Source organism: Oceanispirochaeta sp. M1 (genome assembly GCF_003346715.1).
GTDB lineage: Bacteria > Spirochaetota > Spirochaetia > DSM-2461 > DSM-2461 > Oceanispirochaeta.
The window spans coordinates 1-20,226 of sequence record NZ_QQPQ01000010.1; the positions used below are offsets into that span (position 1 = coordinate 1).

Sequence of the window (20,226 nt, forward strand, 5' to 3'; positions counted from 1 at the left end):
TTTCCCTTCTCTAATTCCTTTGTAAAAGAACATTTAGCAGATCGCTTCTCGTTAAGAGTTGCTCTCTTTGTTCGTTGCGTTGTCGGCTTGTTTGCCTGAACGCTCCGTGAATATACCGTTAATACCCTTTTTTTGTCAACAGAATTGTACAAAAAAACGAATACTGATTAACCCTTTATTATTATACTCTTTACCTGATTAGATTTAGAGCATTTATATTTTTCAAAAAGTAGATCCAGCACTTTTCGGATTCCCTTCTTTTACGATTGACCGCCCTTATCAATTTATATATTATTTTTTTATGTCTCAAGAAGAAACAACAGTATATAGCAAATGCATCAATTGTGGACGATATGCTCCCGAAGCAAACATGATCGTAAAGCAGTTCTGCAGTGAAGAATGTGCCAGACAATATAAACGCTGCCCTCACTGCGGTAATTACTTTATGCTGTCCGAAGAGACAAAACACAAATACTGCTCCCCCCAATGCGAGGATGCGGATAAAATTCATAATCCAGGAGAGAATACATGAATCTTATATTTTTAGGCCCTCCGGGGGCTGGTAAAGGAACAATGGCTTTTCGTGCCAAAGAACACTACAGCATTCCTCATATTTCTACAGGAGATCTTTTCAGAGCTGCAATTAAAAACCAGACAGATCTCGGAAAGAAAGTCAAATCCATTATTGATGCCGGAGATCTTGTTCCCGATGAGCTGACTACAGCAATCGTTGAAGAGCGTCTCAAACAGGGCGATGCTGATAATGGATTCATCCTGGACGGTTTTCCCCGAACCCTCCCTCAGGCGGAAGCACTCAAAAAGATTGCCAATATTGATACTGTTATCAATTTTACTGTCAGCGAAGAAGAAGTTATCCGCAGACTCTCAGGCCGAAGGGTCTGCCGTTCCTGTGGTGAAAGTTTTCATGTTGAATTCATACCTCCCGCAAAAGAAGGTGTTTGCGATAAATGCGGCGGAGAGCTCTATACCAGAGACGACGACCAGATTGATGCTATAAAGAACAGACTGTCCGTATATGCATCATCCACCGAGCCCCTTATCAGCTTTTACAGAAATGAAGGTATATTGAAAGATATCAGCAGCGCCCAGCATCCTAACGCTGTGTTTGAAGATCTTAAAAAAAATATATAACGGTTTTATACAGTATATAAAAAAACCGCCGGGTTCATCTGAACCGATCGGCGGTTTTTTTTGTTATAAATCGATGATTAGGAGATATCAGTTACCAGCATCAAGAATAGCCTTATCCGCAGCGGACTTATCAAGCTGAATTGAAGATGAATCAGTTTCAGATTCTTCTTTCACATTTTCATCTGATTCCTCTTCAACAGGTTCTTCAAGTGAAACATACTCTTCAATCAGGGTCTTTACATCAGATCTGAAAGTGGGTTCCACCAATTCAATAAGCTCCAGTAGAGCGTCTCTTTCAGAATACCCCTTCTCCAGCGCTGACTTTAGACTCTTCTGACCATTAATGGGATCATCAAGAATTTCAATCTCAAGTTTTGCTTTTTCAAAATAATAGCCAGGGACTTTCTCAGTATCAGATTCGGAAGACACAAGGAGCTCCAGCATATCCAGAGTTTTGTAATAGCGCTCTGTTTCCAGATAAAGATCCTTCATAGCAAGATAGGTCTCCGGATCTCCTTCATACTCAACAACCAGATCTTCATAATAAAGTATCGCAGTGTCCAGTTCTTCCATGGCCACAGCCAGTTCAGCAAGGAGTATCCGGTATTCCTTCTTCTCTTCAAGCTCAAGAAGCCGCTCAAGATATTGACGGGACAAGCCCCAGTTCTCATTCTGCTTCTCAAGAAGACTCATATTATGCAGACTTCTTAAATGAGCCGGATCGATCTCCAGACTCCTTTTATAATATTGCGCCGCCTTCTCATCATCTCCGATTTGATACCAGCTGAATCCCAGCATCTCCAGAATCATAAGATTGTCGCCGTCTTGTTTCTCCAGATCCAAAAGAAGCTTTATGGCAAAATCATACTCTTCCGTCTCCAGACTTGTTCTAGCAAGATTATATGCCGCCTGATTGATACTCGGATCAAGAACCAAAGCTCTTTTATAATAGGAGGCTGCCTTTTCATATTCCTCAAGGTCAGAATAGGCATTTCCAATATTGTAATAATCACGTGCCAATTCAAGCCTGGTTCCCGTTGACTTACAGGATGCGGTTAATAATGTTAATAAAAGGGCAGTACTAATTACCCAGAATCGTTTGCTCAATAGTCCTCACCTGAGATCTGTAAAGATTTGCCATATTAGAACCGTAATCCGCAATAAGCTGGATCATATTACGGGGATAGTCATCGATATCTTTACCATTAAGCCTGTCTCCCGCATCACCGAGTCCGGGAAGAATATAGGCTGCATCATTTAAGACTGGATCCATCCAGAGCGTATAACAGGTTATATCTTCGATAGAGCGTATAATCTGAAGAGTCCCCTTCAATGCCGAAATAACATTGAGAAAACGGATTGATTTAGGCTTAACTCCCAGTTCAAGAATATATTTCACAATAGTAACCAGACTTCCACCGGTCGCATTCATGGGATCTGCAAAAATAAGATCCTTTCCATCCAGTTCTTCAGGATTAAAAAAGGATTTATCCAGATCAAGAATATATTCCATATTATGCTTCATCCTGGAATCGTCCCTCTTTATCTTAAATAGAGCAAAGGGGGTGACATAACCGGTAGAGGAATACTCCTGAATCTCCTTACTGAGAATCATGGAAGGCAGAAGAGCTCCGCGAAGCATTACACACATTACCGAATTTGAAATGGCATCATCCAAATCAGGAATCTTATGTACTGCATAATTCTGAACCGGCACTGTTACAGGAGTTTTCACTATCAGATGGTTCTTACGATTACTCTCTCCACCGTCATATGCCAGATTGAACAACAGCTCATAGGCCCTCTGTACATAATAGACAAACTCATCATGAGGAGTTCTTGTATCTCTCAATTTTGCGATAAGTCTTGATACTTCACCATGCTTGATCTGATGGGTCACAAAAGAATAGACCTTAATAGCCTCTTCCTTTGCTGTGATCTCTTTCATAAAATCACCCATGGTGTCATATAATTTAATAATTTTATCAGTTTCTTTTTTAATTACAGAAGAATTACCTTCTGCAACAGAGAGAGAACGATACGATTCTATGGCCTGAGAATAGTATCCATTCATCTCTTTAATATTTTTGTGATCATCCTCTGTCAGATAACCATTAAGATCTTCTGCTTTCAGAACAACTCTTTTATTCATGATCATTTTCCTCGTCTGCTGATATTCTGTTTAAACTGCAATTATTATACACAAAAAACAGTTCACTCACAAAGTATCTGATGAAATTTGAGTATCCATTATTCAGAGAGAGAATCCAAAAGTTGTATTTACCATAAATCCCCTGCTGCCCTCATCCAGCAAATCTGTTCCTATAAGGTTGATAATCAGCTTCAGATTATTATCTTTCAGAGGATCGATCCTGAGACCTGTATTGAAGATTCCTCGGTTTTCAGAAATTTTATCCTGATAAACAGCATAAGAATAATTTGAAAAATCATTTATCCAGTATACAAAATTTTTAAGCTTGTCCGGAAACAGTCCCAGCTCGAATCCCATGGAATAATTAAAACTGGATGTAACATCACCTGCAGCCAGGATCTGCCATCCGAACATCATGGAGGTTACCGCGGGAAGATCAAAAAAATCACCACTGTAAGTTGCAACAATATATACATCCGAACTATTCCTCAGTTCACTGTCAATATTTTCATAACGGGGTCCTGTAACGGACTCAAAGTTTCCACCCAGGGCCAGAGCCGTTCCTTTTTCCTTATAGAGCTGAAACTTTCCACCTACCAGGATATTTCCGTAGCCTGTATTATCATCAAATTCTTCAAAATCGTAGGCCAGAGCAATCTCTGCTTTTTTAAAAAGACTTATTGTAACTGCCGGTATATGGGCTGTCCCGTTTCCAGTGAGAAGGGAATAAGTGAAATCCAGACCGAAATCAGAATCATCCCATCCCAGGTGAGCTGAAGGTGTCACAATCAGGCCCGTAAGACCTCTCGCATTTGTTCCACCCACCGAAGACTCGGCAAACAGAGATGTGCTGACCAGCAACGTGAGAACAATAAGAACAATTTTATTAAAACCTTTAGACATGGTTTCCTCCAAAGCTATATTTATTAAGAAGTATTTGTTTATTGTACAGCATCTGAGGAGAGAAACAAAACATGAAAATGAAAAAATCTACGGGGATACCGCAATATGAAGAAAATCGGGGAATAATTATAAATAAAAAAAAGGGACAGTCAAAAGACTGTCCCTTTTAGATGCATTTAGCATCTCCAGGGGGAATCGAACCCCCGTTGCCGGGATGAAAACCCGGTGTCCTAACCCCTAGACGATGGAGACAAAAAAAACTAACCGAACAATACGGATATGAGCCGCACTGGGTTCGAACCAGTGACCCACGCCTTAAAAGGGCGTTGCTCTGCCAGCTGAGCTAGCGGCCCGTACATCTCCAGGGGGAATCGAACCCCCGTTGCCGGGATGAAAACCCGGTGTCCTAACCCCTAGACGATGGAGACAAATTGTTCATTCGGTTAGCCTATGAGCCGCACTGGGTTCGAACCAGTGACCCACGCCTTAAAAGGGCGTTGCTCTGCCAGCTGAGCTAGCGGCCCGTAGAACGAGTGGTAATATACCCAATGAGACTGAAAGTGTCAATAATCATTTGTGAAATTCTATATTTAATTTTGCACTGTAGACAGAGAACACTCCCGGTTCTCTAGTTAATTCGTTTCCATAAAAAGAGATACCAAGACCCCAATACTTGAAATTCATGGCCGTTCCAAAGGAAACAAGACCGTCGTTCAAGCCCAGTCGCAGATCGAGAAATCTAAACATCCTCAGTTCCGTACCGGTTCCAAGGTTCAGAATAGGATTCCTGGGATCTTCATAGGCAAAAGCAAAAATATCCCTGTAATCCAGATAGATATCCCAGGGACCGATCCACTTCTGCCGTTTGAAGATATTCGGGCTGTATTTAAACCCTGCTGAGACAATTACAGGTTTCAGAGCAAACTCGGTATGAGAGTAGCCCAGAGACTTGCCGTATTCATCAACACTGCTGTATACAAAGTCTCCGAAAGGGGTAAATGCATCATGTACTGTTAAACCGTATGAGAAGCCCTCAGAGACCTTATGAAGAAGCCCCAGGTCTACACCTGCTCCGGTCATTATATTCATAGGATGAGATACAAAGAGTGAAGGATCTGTAAAAGAATATAGGAATTCCAGAATATCCTTGTCGTAGAGATAGTTCCATTCAACAAAAAACTTCCCCAGAACTCCCCAGGAGGCCTCACCCTTCCATTTTGCCGGAAGAGGCAGCTTTCCCCCTGTCCCCCCTTGAAAAACCAGCTGATCATTCACCCTGAAGGCCGAAGAGACAACCATATTGGGTGTAAATGTAAGTACATCCAACTTATTATAAACTCTGAACCCTGAGCTGTTCTTGATAAATCCCGAATTAATAGGTCCTGAAAGGTCAGCTTTAAAATATGTTCCCTCACTAATAGGAATCAGGCCGACATAATCACTGTCCTGAATCAGATCCATAATCTTATTATTAAAACCGGAAACACCGATGCTCGTATCCGAAAACAGAGCCTGATCCTCAGAAATGGCAAAATAGGCAGGATTATAGAACACAGATGAGAACGTATTTCCATCAGCTGCATGAGGACCGCCGGTGGAATACATGCGGCCTGATATCCAGGTAAGGGGTTCTGCAGGGAGTAAAGATGTGACAATGAGAAATAGAGGTATTAAATAAATCTTCTTCATCTAAAGGCCCAGTCCAAAACTGTCTTGCGTGTTTAGAACGGCCTGTTCCAGCTCTGGGGTATTCTCATATTCAGGATCATCTTTAATATCATCTATATAGGTTTTAATTTCGACAATAGCATCTGCCAGATCCTCTTCTATAGCACCGGGAGTATCATATGCTTCAAGATTCTCCCAGTCTAAAGTTGACAGTAATGTGTCTAGAGTTCCGTCTCTGTAGGCCTCAAACAGCTCTTTTGGCGAAGTCCCGAGTATATCAGCGACATAATACCAGTAAACGATGATCCCCAGGATAGCCATAAACTTCTGAGACCCCGTGGGGTCACCCCGGTACACATACACATCCCGCACTCTGTCGGTGACTTCATATAGAAAGTCTTCAACAATATCCCGGTCAATCACATCCGAAATTTCAGCCTGATTGACCTCAATAGCAATCAAAGTCAGAAAAAGAAGAACCCCTTTAGATCTCACCGACTGAAGATCGGCAACATCCAGGCTGGTTTGAAGATACTCAGCTCTTTCCACAACAGGATCCAGGGCATTTAGGCGGACTTTTTCCCTCTCATACACGGCCGTCATTATCTCTTCATCCCCCGAGGCAATTGCTTCAAGGACAGTAATATTATCAGTGTTTTTAAGACCGGAAAAAAGATTTGCATCCAGCCTGGTATCACATGCCGAGAAAAGAACGAGGGGCATCAATATCAGTATCAACAATTTTTTCATAATGACTATTATATAAAAAACCCGGACATCCTGCGATATCCGGGTTTACTATTTTATTGAAAAATAAGACTTAATAGCGGATTGCAAACTCTAGAGAACCACCCATTTCAGGCTGATCTCCCGCATGTGATCCCATTTCATCTGCATAGAGAGCTCCATTCAGTTCAATAAAGAATAGATCCAGTCCGAATCCAGCAGTGAAATAACCACCCTGCAGACCGGCTCTCAGAGCAACAGAAGAGAGAAGAACCACTTCGGCTCCCAGATCAAGTCTACTCCAGAAAGACTGACTGTCGTACCCATAAAGACTATCTTCACTAACCAGTGGCTGAGAGAAAGCACCGTGAATAGTGGGGTCAACAAACTTATTAAGTTTCCCGAGTGTCGGGTGGTAGGAAATACCAAAGTTCATAGTCCAGGGAGTTACATAGATCTCATCAATTGTTTCATTGGCAAACTGCATTCCGAAAGCGGCTTCTACCGGTTTGAAGAAGTATCTGGTGTTACCGATATCTCTCATGGTGAGGCTGGTGATCAGATCTCTCCAATAGAAGTCCACACCCAGATCAAATCCAACCCCGATACCTGCCATTGCATTGACTGAAGAGAAACTGATCTCTCCACTCGTATCACCGCCGCCTGCTGTATCGGGAACGCTGCCTGTGAGAGCAGCTATATCGATATCTTTGGCAACAAAGCGGTACATAGGGCGAACATCTCCACCTACGACAAGCTTAAACTGACCCAGCTCAAAGGGATGTGCGTAACCGGCCACAAGACCACTGGTCAGCATCAGATCTCCGGTAATACCCAGTGTTGTTTCAACGGGAGGAGCATCCATTTCGGCAACAGTTATAAAGCCGAATCCAAACCGTCGGCCTACATAACCGCCTCCGATCTGAACGGAAGCACCCATACCGTTGGATGTAACCTGATCAAGCATAAGCTCTACAATCTCTTTATCACCGGCTCTGCTCTCTTCAAGATAGGTGAACAAATCACCAGAATATCCGGCGCCTATGGAAAGAAGAGTTACCTCACCTTTTTTCTTAATCTCACCGTCTTTCTTCTCTTTCTCTCTGGACTTTTCGAAGGATGCCGGGTTTACCAAAAGAGAATTGTATCCGCTTCCGTTTGAAACAAAGGAACCTCCCTGGCCTTTAACCTCAGGACTTACCCAGGAAAAGGAGGGGGAATAATAACGGTCTTTGGCAAAAGCCATACCGGAAACTGTAAGTAATATAAGTAAAATGCTAAATATTTTTTTCATGCTGTATCCCCCTTAGAATAATGAGTCAAGATCGAGACCACCGAATGCGACAACCTCGACCAGACCATCCTTATCAGGATTTGTCGGATCTGCAGGATCAACAAGCATATCTGAGGGACCATTAAAATCAGGAATACCGCCTTCTCCTTCCCTGTAAGTAATTGTATAGGGAATAGATCCGTCAGGATTCTTGGGAGTAGCAAGATAGGAAGCCAGAATATCGACTCTTGCAGCCTCTGTTGAAGCATCTATGTAATACACAAGTGTTCTGGTCATACCGGCCATCAATGCTTTAGTGGCATTATCACCGTCATTGGTTCCCGGAGGACTTGTACCGGTTACTTCAAGAGTCTCACCATAATGCTGAAGAGGTTCTGCAGCGGCCAGGAAGCCGTTGAGCTGAATGGTTACAGCTGCTTTATAGTCAGCAAAAGAAATGGCTGCAGGGGGTTCGCCGAAGATTGCCCTGAAAAAAGTTTCAGGACCGTCACCGCTGCCCTCAAAGACATCTTCACCCGAGACCGCATCTCCCACAAGGGAGTTCAGATTACTCATGGTATCTTCTGTATTTGTTGTTTTAAGATGCACATCTGTCATCATTAAAGCAGCTTCCTGCTTCTTTTCATCCGAGGCATCCGGATCATCCAGGACACTCTGCAATGTCTCCAGAACCTGTGCTTTGGCTGCTGGATCATTTTTAAGATTTTCATAGAACTGAGGCTCATCCGCCGCATCTAGAAGATCATCTGCGTTTGTCAGGTCGGGATTTTTGAAATTATCAATTCCGCTGTAGAGGTTTGTTGTAAAAGGATTACAACCACTCAGTACGATCAGGAGAACCAGGACCAATCCCGGTAACATTCTCTTATTCATAGATTCCTCCTATAATAAGGACAATATTTTTAATTGCGCATGTATTATAAAACTCTAACACATACTGAATGAGAATATGCCACTATTTGCACATCATTCCTATATAAATATAGCCCATATAGGGGATATTTCAAGGAATTCAAATATATTAGGATGTTACTCAGATTTACCATACAGTGTACCGTTTTTCTCAGAAACTATACGACAGGAGACGAGGGTTCCCCGCTTCATCTCATCACTGTAAGGAATTCTGACACGGAGGTAATTATCGCTGGTTCCTTCCCAGAATTTATCTTCACCCGACTTTTTTTCTTCCTCTAAAAGGACTTGCGCTGTACGGTCTGTTTGCTGTTCAAGATAATTTTTGTAGGATTTTGAGGATATCCCCCTGATTTCTTCTGTTCTTTCTCCGGTAATCCGCTCTGGAATCTTGGGTTTCATCTCCCAGGCAGCGGTGTCCGGACGGGCCGAAAACGGGAAAACATGGATACGGGCGAAATCTATCTGTTTCAGGGATGTAACGGTAACATTATGCTCAGTTTCCGTCTCTCCGGGAAATCCGGCAATGATATCGGCTGCGATAAAGGGGTTATCCTTTAATTCTCTTAAGCGGGCAACCGCATCTATAACGGCCTGTGATCCATAGGGGCGGTTCATTCTCTTCAACACTGAATCACTCAGTGACTGAGCGGACACATGAAAATGAGAACAGATTCTGGGATGGGATAATATTGACAGATCCCTTTCCAGCAATGTTTTAGGTTCCAGTGAAGATAATCTGATTCTGAAATGATCGGTTTCTTCAATTATCCGGTGCAGAAGGTCTGATAAATTCATACTGCCGTCCCGGTATGAATCGATATTGACTCCCGTAAGTACAACTTCCTCGTAACCTCCGGCTTCCAGATCCTTCAGCCTCTCCATCAGAGTATCTGAACTGAGACTGACAGACTTTCCCCTGGCCAGGCAGACACGGCAATAGGCACAGCGGTGGTCACAGCCGTCCTGTATCTTCAAAAAAGCCCTGGCATGGAAGTTAAAATCGGCTGCGGAAAAGCGGAATCGCCCTTCAGACTCATCAATTCCGGGAGATTGTGATTCAAGCCAGAATCCGGCACTCCTGTAGAGTTCCTGACCTTCAGATTGACCACTGCCCAGAAATCCTGCCATATCCATGATAAGATCCTTCCGGTCAAGGGCTACCGAGAGTACATTGTCTCCCAGTTCTCCGATAAGTTCGGGTTCCAACTGGGCATAACAACCTGTAACAATAACAAGAGACTCAGGATAATCCCGGCTGGTCTTCCGGATCACACGCCGGGCTTTCTGCTCACTCTTTGAGGTAACTGTACATGTATTGACCACATAGACATCAGCAGGATCGGAAAATTCAACAATATCAAAGCCCTGTTTTTCAAAGGCTTCGGCCAGAGCTTCAGTTTCACACTGATTAAGCTTACAGCCGAATGTAAAAAATGCTGCTTTCATTATTGATCCCTAACGGTTCTCTCTGATCCGCTCCAGTCCTTTACGGGCTTCCTGCAGTGATGGCTGAAGAACCAGTGCCTGATTATAGGCTTCTTCGGCGGAATCAAGTTTTTCAGCGCCTTCCCGGGCATAACCCAGACGGGACCACCAGCGGGCGGCTGAGGGGACATGATATAAGGCAGTAGAAAGAGCTATATCCGCATGATTGTATTTTCCAAGACGGATATAGGTTTCTCCCATGTAGTAGTAAACCTGACCGATTCTGTCTCCCGTAGGATTCAGAGAGACATACTGCTGAAAGTAGGACAGGCTCTTTTCGTGATTTCCAAGATAATAGTGGGCTTCACCCAGGTTCTCAATGACTCTTGCATCATAACGGGACAATCCCAGAGCATCTTCTCCGTATTTCAGGGCATCATCATAGCGTCCCAGACGGATCAGTCCCCATCCAAGAACTGTATAGGAATCCATTCGCTGTATAAGTTGTGTATCATCATAGGATGCCAGCTCTTCGAGACAGATGGTAACCGACTGTTCATAATCACCCTGCCGGTACAGTTTGAGGGCATCTATTTTTTCCTGAGCCCCCAGAGGCATCAGCGCTGCAAGACATATAAAAAGAACAAGGTTCTGTATTTTATTTTTCAAGAGAATCCTCCGCGGGTACCATTCTGCTCACTCCTTCAAAGCGGCAGCCGGTCTCCATAATAATTTTGGGTGCAGTAATATCACCGATCACTTCGGCATTCCCCATGAGTTCAACCTGTGATTCTGCATAAACATTGCCTTTAACACGCCCCCGCACATGAATAGAACGGGCGCCGATCTCGGCGGTAACATCTGCGTTTTCCGCAATATATAAATCTCCACCGGCCTGTATGTTTCCTTCAAACTTACCCTTGATCATCAGTTCCTGAGTAAAAGAAAGTTCTCCGATAAAGCTGATATCTTCAGCCAGTACAGTATCCAGTTTATGTTCTTTGATTTTACGTGAATGTATTTCAGCCATTCAGATCTCCTACGCTTTCTATAGAATCAAATGTTCCAAGCATTTTTTCAATTCCTTTGTGCAGATCTTTCCGCATACTGCTCGTATAAGGATTATACTTCTGCAGATCAAGAAACAGCTGCCAGGGATCATTACATGTCTGTTTTACAATATTCTGCAGTGCTTCATAACCGGCGGTGGCCATTGAACTGGGATGAAGATTCATCTCATCCAGAGTTCTTCCTATAAAGTGGGTAATACCCTGAGTATAGGCAGCCTCTTTGTCATGCTCATGGGCTGTCATTTCCTGAACAGCCAGACCGATTCTCCTGAAATGATCTTTCCAGAGAATATAGTCCTCATCACTGATCCGCTCTTTACACATCACCACTGGGAGCCCTTTCACACCGTTCTTTCCTGAATCCGGACCGAACATGGGGTGTGTACCCAGTATATCTACAGTTTGGGGAAGATACTTCTTCATCATCTCCATGGGATAAACCTTAACTGAACAGGTATCCACCACAAGGGTACCCGGTTTCAGCAGAGGAGCTATTTCCGGAAGGACCTGTTCCATGGAAGAGATAGCATTGCACAGGAAGACAACATGTGCATCCATAAGCTCTTCAAGACCTACCCTCTCAACACCTTCAGGCGTGAGTCTGTCAGGATTCCGCGAATATGCTTTCACCTTAAAAGACTGTGATAATAATGAAGCCCAGAAAGAGCCGAAGCGCCCCAGGCCGTACACGGCAATTTGCATTTTCTTATCATACAGAAAAAACCCGAAGATGCAAAGTCAAAACTTCATCTGAAATACAGAGATAGTAGAGAGGGTTTCAAACTGTATTAATCAGGCGAGCCTTCTTTTCCTGTTCTCTAAAAAGGTTTATAGTAATTGGAAACTATGGGTACTGCTGTTTTGACCTGAGGTTATATTACAGCGGACCCCAATTGTAATATTCAGGAGATGTTAAAATATGTCATTCGTTGCAGATATGAAAGCAAAAGCAGTAATCATGCAGAAAAAACTGGTTCTTCCCGAAGGAACCGAAGCCCGTACCCTGGCCGCCGCCAGAATCATCATAGATGAAAAGATTGCCTCTGAAGTATTTCTTGTAGGTGATACTGCCGCCATCAAAGCAGCAGCAGCCGACGAGTCAGTTTCTCTTGATGGACTGACAGTGGTTGATCCTTCTTCATCCGCTCTTCTTGACACATATGCTCAGGAATACCATGAACTTAGAAAACATAAGGGTTTGAGTCTTGAAGATGCTAAAGAACAGATTAAGGATAACCTGAAATGGGGAGCCATGATGGTCCGCAAGGGTGATGCCGATGCAATGGTAGCCGGTGCAGACAATCCTACCGGAAAAGTACTTGTTGCCGGTTTTACAATTATTAAAACATCTCCCGGTGTTTCATCGGCTTCTTCATGTTTCGTAATGGACTTTCCCGAAAAGAAATGGGGTCAGGACGGACTGATGATATTTTCAGACTGTGCCACCATTCCCGATCCCACTGTAGATCAGCTGGCCGAGATCACCATCCAGTCTTCAGTATCCTGTAAGACCTTTCTGCAGGTAGAGCCTCTGACCGCTATGCTCTCTTTCTCTACCAAAGGTTCTGCGTCCCACCCCAATGTGGACAAGGTTACCGATGCACTTAAAATCGTTAAAGAAAGAGCTCCCGAACTCAATGTTGATGGTGAAATGCAGCTTGATGCAGCTATCGTTGAGAGCGTAGGGGCAAAAAAAGCACCCGGTTCTTCTGTTGCAGGAAAAGCCAACACTCTGATCTTCCCCGACCTCCAGTCCGGAAATATCGGATACAAACTGGCTCAGAGATTTGGAAATGCAGGTGCATACGGCCCCTTCCTTCAGGGATTTGCAAAACCCATCTCCGACCTTTCCAGAGGATGTTCAGTGGAAGACATCGTCAACACTGTATCTGTAACAATGACTCAGGTGGAAGACTGATATAAAACTATGAATGTAATCATAATGGGATACGGCCGTATGGGTCGTGAAGTAGAAAAGATACTCCTTGAACGTGGCCACCGGATAGTTTCCCGCGTGGATTCCGGCGGATACGGCGATGAACTCAGAGCATCGGAAGAGTCTTTGAAGGCTGCAGATGCGGTTATTGAATTTGCTCTTCCCGACGGTATTGAGAAAAATGCAGCACTTTACAGTCAGTATGACCTTAAGGCTGTCATAGGCACCACAGGCTGGGCGGAAAATAAAGAGACCATATTAAAACCCTTTGAAAGCGGAAAGGGAGCCTATCTTTACGGTTCCAATTTCTCTATCGGAGCCCACCTTTTCTTCAGAATGACAGCTGCCGCATCCCGTATGATCAACAAAGTTGAAGAATATGATGTAATGATCACTGAGTATCATCACAATAAGAAAGTGGATGCACCCTCGGGTACAGCTCTTACTGCAGCTCAGCTGGTAGTGGATAATCTGGACCGCAAAAAGGAGATTCTCCCGGGAAATCCCACGGGAGCAATTAAGGCAGAACAGCTTCATGTGGCATCAGTCCGGGGCGGGTATATTCCAGGGATTCATACCCTGACCCTCGACTCACCGGCTGATACTCTGGAAATCACACACAGTGCCCGTAACAGAGGCGGTTTTGCCCTGGGTGCTGTTATGGCTGCCGAGTGGTTGTCTGCCGATGAAGGCCGCAGAGGTGTTTTTACGGTGGATGATTTTATCAATGACTTATTGGACTCTTGAACCAAAGTAAAATATAACTAAGAGAAGAAAACAAGGAGCAATCAATGTACACAGGCGTATATACCGCATTAGTCACACCTTTTGATGAGAATAGGGAAATTGATAAGGATTGCCTGAAAAAAATTGTTCAGTTTCAGCTGAGCAAGGGAATATCCGGACTGGTTCCCGTTGGTACAACCGGAGAAAGCCCCACCGTTTCTCACGAAGAGAATATTGAAGTGATAGAGATTGTTGTAAAGGAAGTAGATGGTAAAATACCCGTCATAGCCGGTACAGGATCAAACTCTACTGACGAAGCAATCCGGATGACCAAACTGGCCAAAGCAATTGGTGCCGATGCCAGTCTGCAGGTTTCACCCTACTACAACAAACCCACCCAGGAAGGCCTTTACCAGCATTTCATGGCCATTGCCGATGCGGTGGACCTCCCCATAATGGTTTACAACGTCAAAGGCAGAACCGGTGTGAATATCGAGACTGATACGCTGATGCGCATGGCAAAACATGAAAATATCGTGGCTGTAAAAGAGGCCAGCGGTGATCTGAATCAGATGATGGAGGTGATCCGCCGGAAACCTGCCGATTTTTCAGTTCTCTCCGGAGATGATAATCTGGCACTGCCTCTGACTCTGATGGGTGGCAACGGTGTTGTATCGGTTGCCGCTAATATCATACCCCAGTGGATGGAAGAACTGATTCAGGCTGCCCGTCGTGGTGATCTGGAAAAAGCAAAAACAATTCACTACGAACTGCTTCCTCTGTTTAAGAGCATGTTTCTGGAAACGAACCCCATTCCTGTAAAATGGGCAATGAGTGAGATGGGACTGGTAAAAGATATATTCAGACTGCCTCTCTGCTCTCCTGGGGAAGAGACAAAAGTAAAAATCAGAGAAGCCCTGAAGAATCAGGGTCTGCTCTGATAAAAGATATATCGCAGTAAAAAATATATTGAAATAAAAGGCTTCCCTCAGGGGGAGCTTTTTTTATAAACCGCCAGAGACTTTCCATCCTCTCTGACCAGATCCCAACCACTCTGTGCGCCCAGAACTCTCAGGGATTCAGAATTGTAAAAACGTATATGAGTGGGATCTTCCTTATACCACCACCCCTTGAAATCAACAGAATCTACAGACGGCAGAAACTGTGTTTTAAGGCTGAGGACGGCTCCATCAGCAGCCAGGTCATTCAGTCTTTTAAACTCTTTCAGGGGATCATGAATATGTTCCAGAACCTCACAGAGGAGGATAAGAGAGAAAGGTCCTTCATCCGGGTCCGGCCATCGGGGAGCAAAAAAGGGGTCGTATGAAAATACGGGATAACCCTCTGACTCCAGAAGTTCTGTGAGAACCGGCCGGGGACCACTTCCGAAATCAAGAATATTTCCTTCATGATACCAGGGTACAACCGAGCTTTTAATAAAAGAGCCCAACCAGTTGCGGTACCCCTCATCCTCTTTATCATTCCTGTGCAGTTCATAACGTGCCAGCTCTTCATCAGGCCGGGGAAGACTTAGGATTGATTGAAATACCAGACTACATGAGGGGCAGAGAAAGAAAAATCGTTTTACCTCTGATTCACTCCTCCCCTTTTTACCGGTTTTATAAAAAAATTTGCCCCCTCCAGAGCAGACGGGGCAAATTTCATCGGGCATCAGCTCTCTAAACCGGGATCAACATCGGCCAGACGATCAGAGAGACTTACAAACTGATCCACAGTGATCCTTTCAGGACGCCAGGTCAGATCAATTCCCTCTTCTTCAAAAACCTTGAAAAGAACGTCCTTACCGAAGCGGGCAAATCTTTGTCCCGACATGGCACTCAGGTTATTCTGAATGGTTTTGCGGCGGGATACGAAAATATCCCGAATCAGGGTCTGAAACAGAATCCTGTTTTTTATATTGTCATACTTTCCATGGGGAGTCAGGCAGACAATACGGGATGATACCCGGGGAACCGGGTAAAAAGATCCCGGTTTGAGAACTCCGCAGTCCTTTACATCAAAGGCGGACTGACAGAGAATTGAAAAAGATGAGTAATTTTTATTTCCGGGAGCCGACGTCATTCGCTCCCCCATCTCACTCTGCACCGTAAGCACCAGTCTGGACGGGAGCATATTTTTTTCTACAAAGCTGGCAATGATGGCGGATGCTGCATTATAGGGAAGGTTTCCCAGAACTTTATCCGGTTTTCCATTGGCATCTCTTTCGGCCTCCCAGGTCTTGATAAAATCTCCGGCAACCAGAGAGAAACGATCAAAAGGGGCCATGGCACGACCCAGATATTCTACATAACCGGGATCAATCTCAAAGGCTGTGAAGTCAACGGGATTGGCAGCAGCCATTTTTGTCATGGCTCCAAGGCCGGGACCGATTTCCCATAACCTGTCATTCTCCTGTAGATCCAGCTGCTTTACTATCTTCTCCCTGGCACCCCTGTTTATCAGGAAATTCTGACCCCAGCGTTTCCGCGGGCCCAGCCCCATCATATTCAACAGCGCTTTGATCTCTGAGATAGAGTCGTAATTCAGGTTCAGATCTTCTTTTTCCACCAAATCCTCCAGGTCGATAAATAAGGCCTAATAATAGCGGAAAGAGAAGGAAGAGGAAAAGCCCCGATCCGGCCTCAGGAAGGGAAAGAGGAGGGATCCTTCTGAAAATCGATGCAGAATAGAGGAGCATCTTCTCAAGCAGCCTGCACAGAAATACCGGAAGGACTGTCAAAATCCAGAGATCAGGAATAAAAAGATAGAGAATACCCGTATACATATAGCAGCTGACAAGGGGAGTTAATACCAGTGAGGCAGCGATACCTGCGGGATACCAGATAGCAAAGCAGCTCAGGACAAGGGGTATTGTCCAGATTTGAGCGGCCAGTGAGGCACTTAATCCCGCCCTCAGAAATTTGCTCCCCATGGGGTGGAGCAAATTATAAATAAGAGAGGAACTTGAGAGGATTCCCCAGAGAGCAAGGTAGGAGAGCCTTGCGGACAGTGTATGAAGGGATTCAGGAAAAACCAGTGCCGAAATCAAAAATGAGGCAATCAGGATTTTCCTCAGATCGGCTTTTCTGTGATTTAGCTTACACAGAAGAAGGATCTGATACATCAGAACAGAACGGAATAATGAGGGTTTGGGACCGGCCAGATAGAGGTAAAACAGGAGTCCCAGCCCAGCCATTACGAGTCCTCCCCGATGCCCCAGGATCAGTTTAAAAAATCCATAGAGCAGCAAGGCCACCAGGCCTGAATGAAAACCGGATAAAGCAATTATATGTGCCGTACCTGTCTCCCTGAAGAGACGGGAGCTCCTCTCCTGAGATGGATGTTTCAACCCGAGAACAAGGGCCGGCAGAAGTGACGCTGAAAAATCTGAAACTGAAGCAGCCCTTCTATGTACCTGAGCCAGCAGACGCCGCCTGAACTGCTGTGGTCTGTTCACTACATACAGATCCATGGATCTGCCATAAAAAAAAGGTACATCCTCATAAAGGACCATTTTCCCGCTGACCCTCATGCTGTCACCCCGTACCCATACTTCAGGTGCAAAAGCTCTCTCCGCCGGCAGAGAGACCGAGATCCTGCCCAGCCCTTCTCCGGCAGCACCGGTCCTGCTTCCGATCACCCCGGGCTCAAGTATAAAATTCAGATTCCCCCTGCTGTTCCAGGAGGGTTCCTGAACAAGCCTGCCCCGGATTGAAATACAATGCTCCACCGGAAAGGGTATATAAAGCCGGGATCTGTAGAGGTAAATCACATGGGAGAAACTTAGAAATATCAGGAGGATAATAAAGAATAGGACTCCCTTCTTTCCAGAGGCAATAGAAAGGGCTCCTAGAATAAGCAGGGGGAAAAAGTAAAAATAAAAAGGGAGCCCGAAGGGCTGAGCTACTGTATAGAACAAGGCGGTAAAGAGGGAGATACCCCTGAGAATATGATGATTCATACCCTGATTTACTGCAGGAATGACCGTCCTGATTCAAAAAAAATTAAAAAAAAGGCTCCGGGATCTGTCCGGAGCCTCATATCTGCCTGATCAGCAGTACTATTTAAGTTTTTCCATGGCCTGTTTGGCCAGTCTGTTAATGGCGGGAGTATAGTTTGAAAACTGTACTTCCGTCAGGGAAGCCATACCGCGGCTGTTTCCGCTCATACCAATGGAATTGATTATCTGCTTTACGAAGCCTAACTGTTCCTGGGTGGCGGCAATACCGTCAGACTGTCTGGTATTATACTGAACCAGATTTGCCGAAAGAACATCAACAGCCTCATCACTGGCGATTACACCAAGGGCATAGTAGGCATAGATTGTCTCATTCGCATCATTAGAGCGCTCAATTGTAGTCTTTAAAAGAGGAACCGCAGCATTATCTTTTGCATTGCTCTGAATCAGAGTTTTCATTGCATCGATACGCAATTTGGACAGTTCATCCTGCTGTTTTTTATCAGTTGTACTGTACTTTAGACCTTCATCCAGGGCAAGAACGGCAACTTTGGTTTTATTCTCCTGAGGAGCTTCCGATTCCTTTTCCACCAGAAGGGCTGTCCGTTTAGTACTGAAATCTGCATCCTTCATGATCTTCATAACAGGTTCGGTGGGGTCCATGGCAATTTGACTCAGAGAAGCCAGAGCCAAAGTTTTTGTTCTCTTTGAATACCACCCGGTGGCTGCATAGAAAACAGGTTCAAATCCCACAGGATCTCTCATTTTCTGAAGAGCAGACACACAGGCATAGGCTTCAATTTCCGCGCTTACCAGATTGTCCTGCTGTGTATTGAAATTAAGATTTCTCAGCATGGTAGCGATTTCAGAAGCATAGGTAGTTGCTCTCATTTCCCCGAGGGCCATAAGGGCATTTGCTTTAAGCAGAGAATCATCCGCCGGATGGTTCACCACAAACCAGACCAGATCTTCTGCATCACGTGTTTTCAGATCACCCAGTGATTTGACGATCATATTGGTCATTTCAACCCATTTCATCATGAGTGCACGGTCACCGCGGAATTTTTCCTGGTTGTTGTTCATCTCTTCCAGAGCTTCCATAAGAATAGGTTCAACCGCTCTGTCATTCAGTTTTACGATATTCTCTAAAACCATCTCCTTCTGCTCCAGGGAATTGGAACGACGGTAGAGACGACTCCAGACTTCCGCCGGATTGGAGAACACAGGGAGAACAGACAGGGAAAAAAACAAGAGTCCGCTTAATACAATATTCTTTTTAATCATTACAGACCCACCCCTACTGCATTACTGTTTTTTCAATAGAAAAAACTACATATTCTTTTTCAATAATGTCGATGACATCTCCATGACGGTTTTTTGTACGTTCAATAACGACATTACCGGCATCATCATACTCAAGCTCTACAGTTCTGATCAGGTTATTACCAGTGTAATAGATCATGCTCACAACCAGATCATTTTCGAAAGTATATTCGGTCTTCTTCTCAAGTTTGGAATTGGCGGAATAGGATGCTTCGGTCATAAGATTATCACCTTTGTATTCCAACTGGGTAAAACCTTCCATTTCACCACTGGGCATATGGTAATTCATCTGTACAAGTTTATCTTTCTTATACTCATATTCGGTATACATCATGGGAATACCGCCGCTGTCACCGGAGACCCACTTTGTTCTACGGCCCTTATCATCATATTCATAGGACGAAACTGCCAGAAGCTGTCCTTCGGGATTGAAGTAACTCTCTTCGATAAGCTGTTTATTTTCATTATAAATGAACTCAGAATAGGAAACTTCATCTCCTCCTGAGAAGAAATGGCTCTCCATCATCAGACCGTCGCCGTTATAGCTGAAAGTCTCTTCAGAAATGATTCTCTCATCGGAACCGACATGAATTTTATTTATGATTTGACCGGATTCACTGTATTCGTAAAGACGATAACCGTCGATAAAACCGTCATCATATTTAATAGTTTCCTGAGAAACAAAAAACTCATCAACTTTTACAGTAACCCAGACGGGAGCTTTTTCTTCCGTTTTTTCTTCGCTTGTCACAGGTTTATCATCTGCTTCCGCTACCAATCCCGATTCAGGTGCTGTTGCACAACTGAACAGTAAAAAGGACAGGGCTGGAACCCATAATTTTCTAATTATCTTACTCATGCCGGATACTCCTTGCAATTTCAAAGCAGCTGAGTGATGTGGTGCTTTGTAGAAGATAAACTTAATACGTTGTATGGAAAATGTAAAGAAAGGGAAGCTGTCAGATATATGTTAAATTG

General features: G+C 44.3%; 21 protein-coding genes and 4 tRNA genes. 5 read left to right on the plus strand and 20 right to left on the minus strand.

Annotated elements, in window-relative coordinates; all coding sequences use genetic code 11:
- The first annotated feature begins 301 nt into the window (after nt 1-301).
- Nucleotides 302-532 carry a hypothetical protein gene (locus DV872_RS26375; protein ID WP_147283129.1) on the plus strand — a complete coding sequence of 77 codons (231 nt, stop codon included), beginning with the start codon at nt 302-304 and terminating at the stop codon, nt 530-532.
- The gene (locus DV872_RS08540) at nt 529-1,152 is read left to right on the plus strand and encodes an adenylate kinase (protein ID WP_114629480.1); all 624 of its coding nucleotides are present in this window, start codon (nt 529-531) and stop codon (nt 1,150-1,152) included. The genes DV872_RS26375 and DV872_RS08540 overlap by 4 nt, the downstream gene beginning before the upstream one ends.
- An 87-nt stretch (nt 1,153-1,239) precedes the next feature.
- Here the strand turns inward: DV872_RS08540 and DV872_RS08545 are convergent, their stop codons facing one another.
- The 15 genes from DV872_RS08545 to DV872_RS08615 all read right to left on the minus strand — a co-directional run bounded on the left by DV872_RS08545 (nt 1,240) and on the right by DV872_RS08615 (nt 12,007).
- Nucleotides 1,240-2,259 (minus strand): lipopolysaccharide assembly protein LapB, encoded by a 1,020-nt coding sequence (locus DV872_RS08545; RefSeq protein ID WP_114629482.1) that lies wholly within the window; start codon nt 2,257-2,259, stop codon nt 1,240-1,242.
- Nucleotides 2,234-3,304, minus strand: a complete 1,071-nt coding sequence (locus tag DV872_RS08550; protein WP_114629484.1) for a uracil phosphoribosyltransferase — start codon at nt 3,302-3,304, stop codon at nt 2,234-2,236. Before DV872_RS08550 ends, DV872_RS08545 begins: the two co-directional genes overlap by 26 nt.
- 102 nt (nt 3,305-3,406) lie before the next feature.
- Nucleotides 3,407-4,207 (minus strand): hypothetical protein, encoded by an 801-nt coding sequence (locus DV872_RS08555; protein WP_114629486.1) that lies wholly within the window; start codon nt 4,205-4,207, stop codon nt 3,407-3,409.
- A 180-nt stretch (nt 4,208-4,387) separates the two neighbouring features.
- Nucleotides 4,388-4,459, minus strand: a tRNA-Glu gene (locus DV872_RS08560).
- A gap of 28 nt (nt 4,460-4,487) precedes the next feature.
- A tRNA-Lys gene (locus DV872_RS08565) sits at nt 4,488-4,560 on the minus strand.
- Nucleotides 4,561-4,563: 3 nt separating this feature from the next.
- Nucleotides 4,564-4,635 (minus strand) — tRNA-Glu (locus DV872_RS08570).
- Nucleotides 4,636-4,658: 23 nt separating this feature from the next.
- Nucleotides 4,659-4,731, minus strand: a tRNA-Lys gene (locus tag DV872_RS08575).
- A 46-nt stretch (nt 4,732-4,777) separates the two neighbouring features.
- On the minus strand, nt 4,778-5,896 hold the full coding sequence (locus DV872_RS08580) for a hypothetical protein (protein ID WP_114629488.1): 1,119 nt from the start codon (nt 5,894-5,896) through the stop codon (nt 4,778-4,780).
- Nucleotides 5,897-6,625 carry a hypothetical protein gene (locus DV872_RS08585; RefSeq protein ID WP_114629490.1) on the minus strand — a complete coding sequence of 243 codons (729 nt, stop codon included), beginning with the start codon at nt 6,623-6,625 and terminating at the stop codon, nt 5,897-5,899.
- Between the two features lie 70 nt (nt 6,626-6,695).
- Nucleotides 6,696-7,895, minus strand: coding sequence for a hypothetical protein (locus DV872_RS08590; protein WP_114629492.1), 1,200 nt, complete (start codon nt 7,893-7,895; stop codon nt 6,696-6,698).
- A 12-nt stretch (nt 7,896-7,907) separates the two neighbouring features.
- Entirely contained in the window at nt 7,908-8,768 is an 861-nt protein-coding gene (locus DV872_RS08595; RefSeq protein ID WP_114629493.1) for a hypothetical protein, read from the minus strand.
- 156 nt (nt 8,769-8,924) lie between these two features.
- Nucleotides 8,925-10,256, minus strand: a complete 1,332-nt coding sequence (gene mtaB, locus DV872_RS08600; protein WP_114629495.1) for a tRNA (N(6)-L-threonylcarbamoyladenosine(37)-C(2))-methylthiotransferase MtaB — start codon at nt 10,254-10,256, stop codon at nt 8,925-8,927.
- Nucleotides 10,257-10,265: 9 nt separating this feature from the next.
- Nucleotides 10,266-10,904: a tetratricopeptide repeat protein gene (locus DV872_RS08605; protein WP_230391508.1), complete on the minus strand. Its 639-nt coding sequence runs from the start codon at nt 10,902-10,904 to the stop codon at nt 10,266-10,268.
- Nucleotides 10,894-11,265 (minus strand): polymer-forming cytoskeletal protein, encoded by a 372-nt coding sequence (locus DV872_RS08610; RefSeq protein ID WP_114629497.1) that lies wholly within the window; start codon nt 11,263-11,265, stop codon nt 10,894-10,896. The genes DV872_RS08605 and DV872_RS08610 overlap by 11 nt, the downstream gene beginning before the upstream one ends.
- Complete coding sequence (locus DV872_RS08615) at nt 11,258-12,007, minus strand: prephenate dehydrogenase/arogenate dehydrogenase family protein (RefSeq protein WP_114629498.1); 750 nt, start codon at nt 12,005-12,007, stop codon at nt 11,258-11,260. Before DV872_RS08615 ends, DV872_RS08610 begins: the two co-directional genes overlap by 8 nt.
- Before the next feature lie 217 nt (nt 12,008-12,224).
- Between DV872_RS08615 and pta the strand changes: the two genes are divergently transcribed.
- From pta to dapA, 3 genes are read left to right on the plus strand one after another with little or no spacing between them, the layout of a single operon-like run.
- Nucleotides 12,225-13,223 carry a phosphate acetyltransferase gene (gene pta / locus DV872_RS08620; RefSeq protein WP_114629500.1) on the plus strand — a complete coding sequence of 333 codons (999 nt, stop codon included), beginning with the start codon at nt 12,225-12,227 and terminating at the stop codon, nt 13,221-13,223.
- Nucleotides 13,224-13,232: 9 nt separating this feature from the next.
- Complete coding sequence (gene dapB / locus DV872_RS08625; protein WP_114629502.1) at nt 13,233-13,988, plus strand: 4-hydroxy-tetrahydrodipicolinate reductase; 756 nt, start codon at nt 13,233-13,235, stop codon at nt 13,986-13,988.
- A 44-nt stretch (nt 13,989-14,032) separates the two neighbouring features.
- Nucleotides 14,033-14,908, plus strand: a complete 876-nt coding sequence (dapA, locus tag DV872_RS08630; protein ID WP_114629504.1) for a 4-hydroxy-tetrahydrodipicolinate synthase — start codon at nt 14,033-14,035, stop codon at nt 14,906-14,908.
- 47 nt (nt 14,909-14,955) lie between these two features.
- Here the strand turns inward: dapA and DV872_RS08635 are convergent, their stop codons facing one another.
- The 5 genes from DV872_RS08635 to DV872_RS08655 all read right to left on the minus strand — a co-directional run bounded on the left by DV872_RS08635 (nt 14,956) and on the right by DV872_RS08655 (nt 20,107).
- Complete coding sequence (locus DV872_RS08635) at nt 14,956-15,639, minus strand: class I SAM-dependent methyltransferase (protein ID WP_114629506.1); 684 nt, start codon at nt 15,637-15,639, stop codon at nt 14,956-14,958.
- Nucleotides 15,639-16,472, minus strand: coding sequence for a 16S rRNA (adenine(1518)-N(6)/adenine(1519)-N(6))-dimethyltransferase RsmA (gene rsmA / locus DV872_RS26950; protein WP_114629508.1), 834 nt, complete (start codon nt 16,470-16,472; stop codon nt 15,639-15,641). The genes DV872_RS08635 and rsmA overlap by 1 nt, the downstream gene beginning before the upstream one ends.
- A complete protein-coding gene (locus DV872_RS08645) occupies nt 16,372-17,928 on the minus strand; it encodes a ComEC/Rec2 family competence protein (protein ID WP_114629510.1) in 1,557 nt (518 codons plus the stop codon). Before DV872_RS08645 ends, rsmA begins: the two co-directional genes overlap by 101 nt.
- A gap of 99 nt (nt 17,929-18,027) precedes the next feature.
- Nucleotides 18,028-19,209 (minus strand): hypothetical protein, encoded by a 1,182-nt coding sequence (locus tag DV872_RS08650; RefSeq protein WP_114629512.1) that lies wholly within the window; start codon nt 19,207-19,209, stop codon nt 18,028-18,030.
- A 13-nt stretch (nt 19,210-19,222) separates the two neighbouring features.
- Nucleotides 19,223-20,107: a hypothetical protein gene (locus tag DV872_RS08655; RefSeq protein ID WP_114629514.1), complete on the minus strand. Its 885-nt coding sequence runs from the start codon at nt 20,105-20,107 to the stop codon at nt 19,223-19,225.
- Nucleotides 20,108-20,226 lie beyond the last annotated feature (119 nt).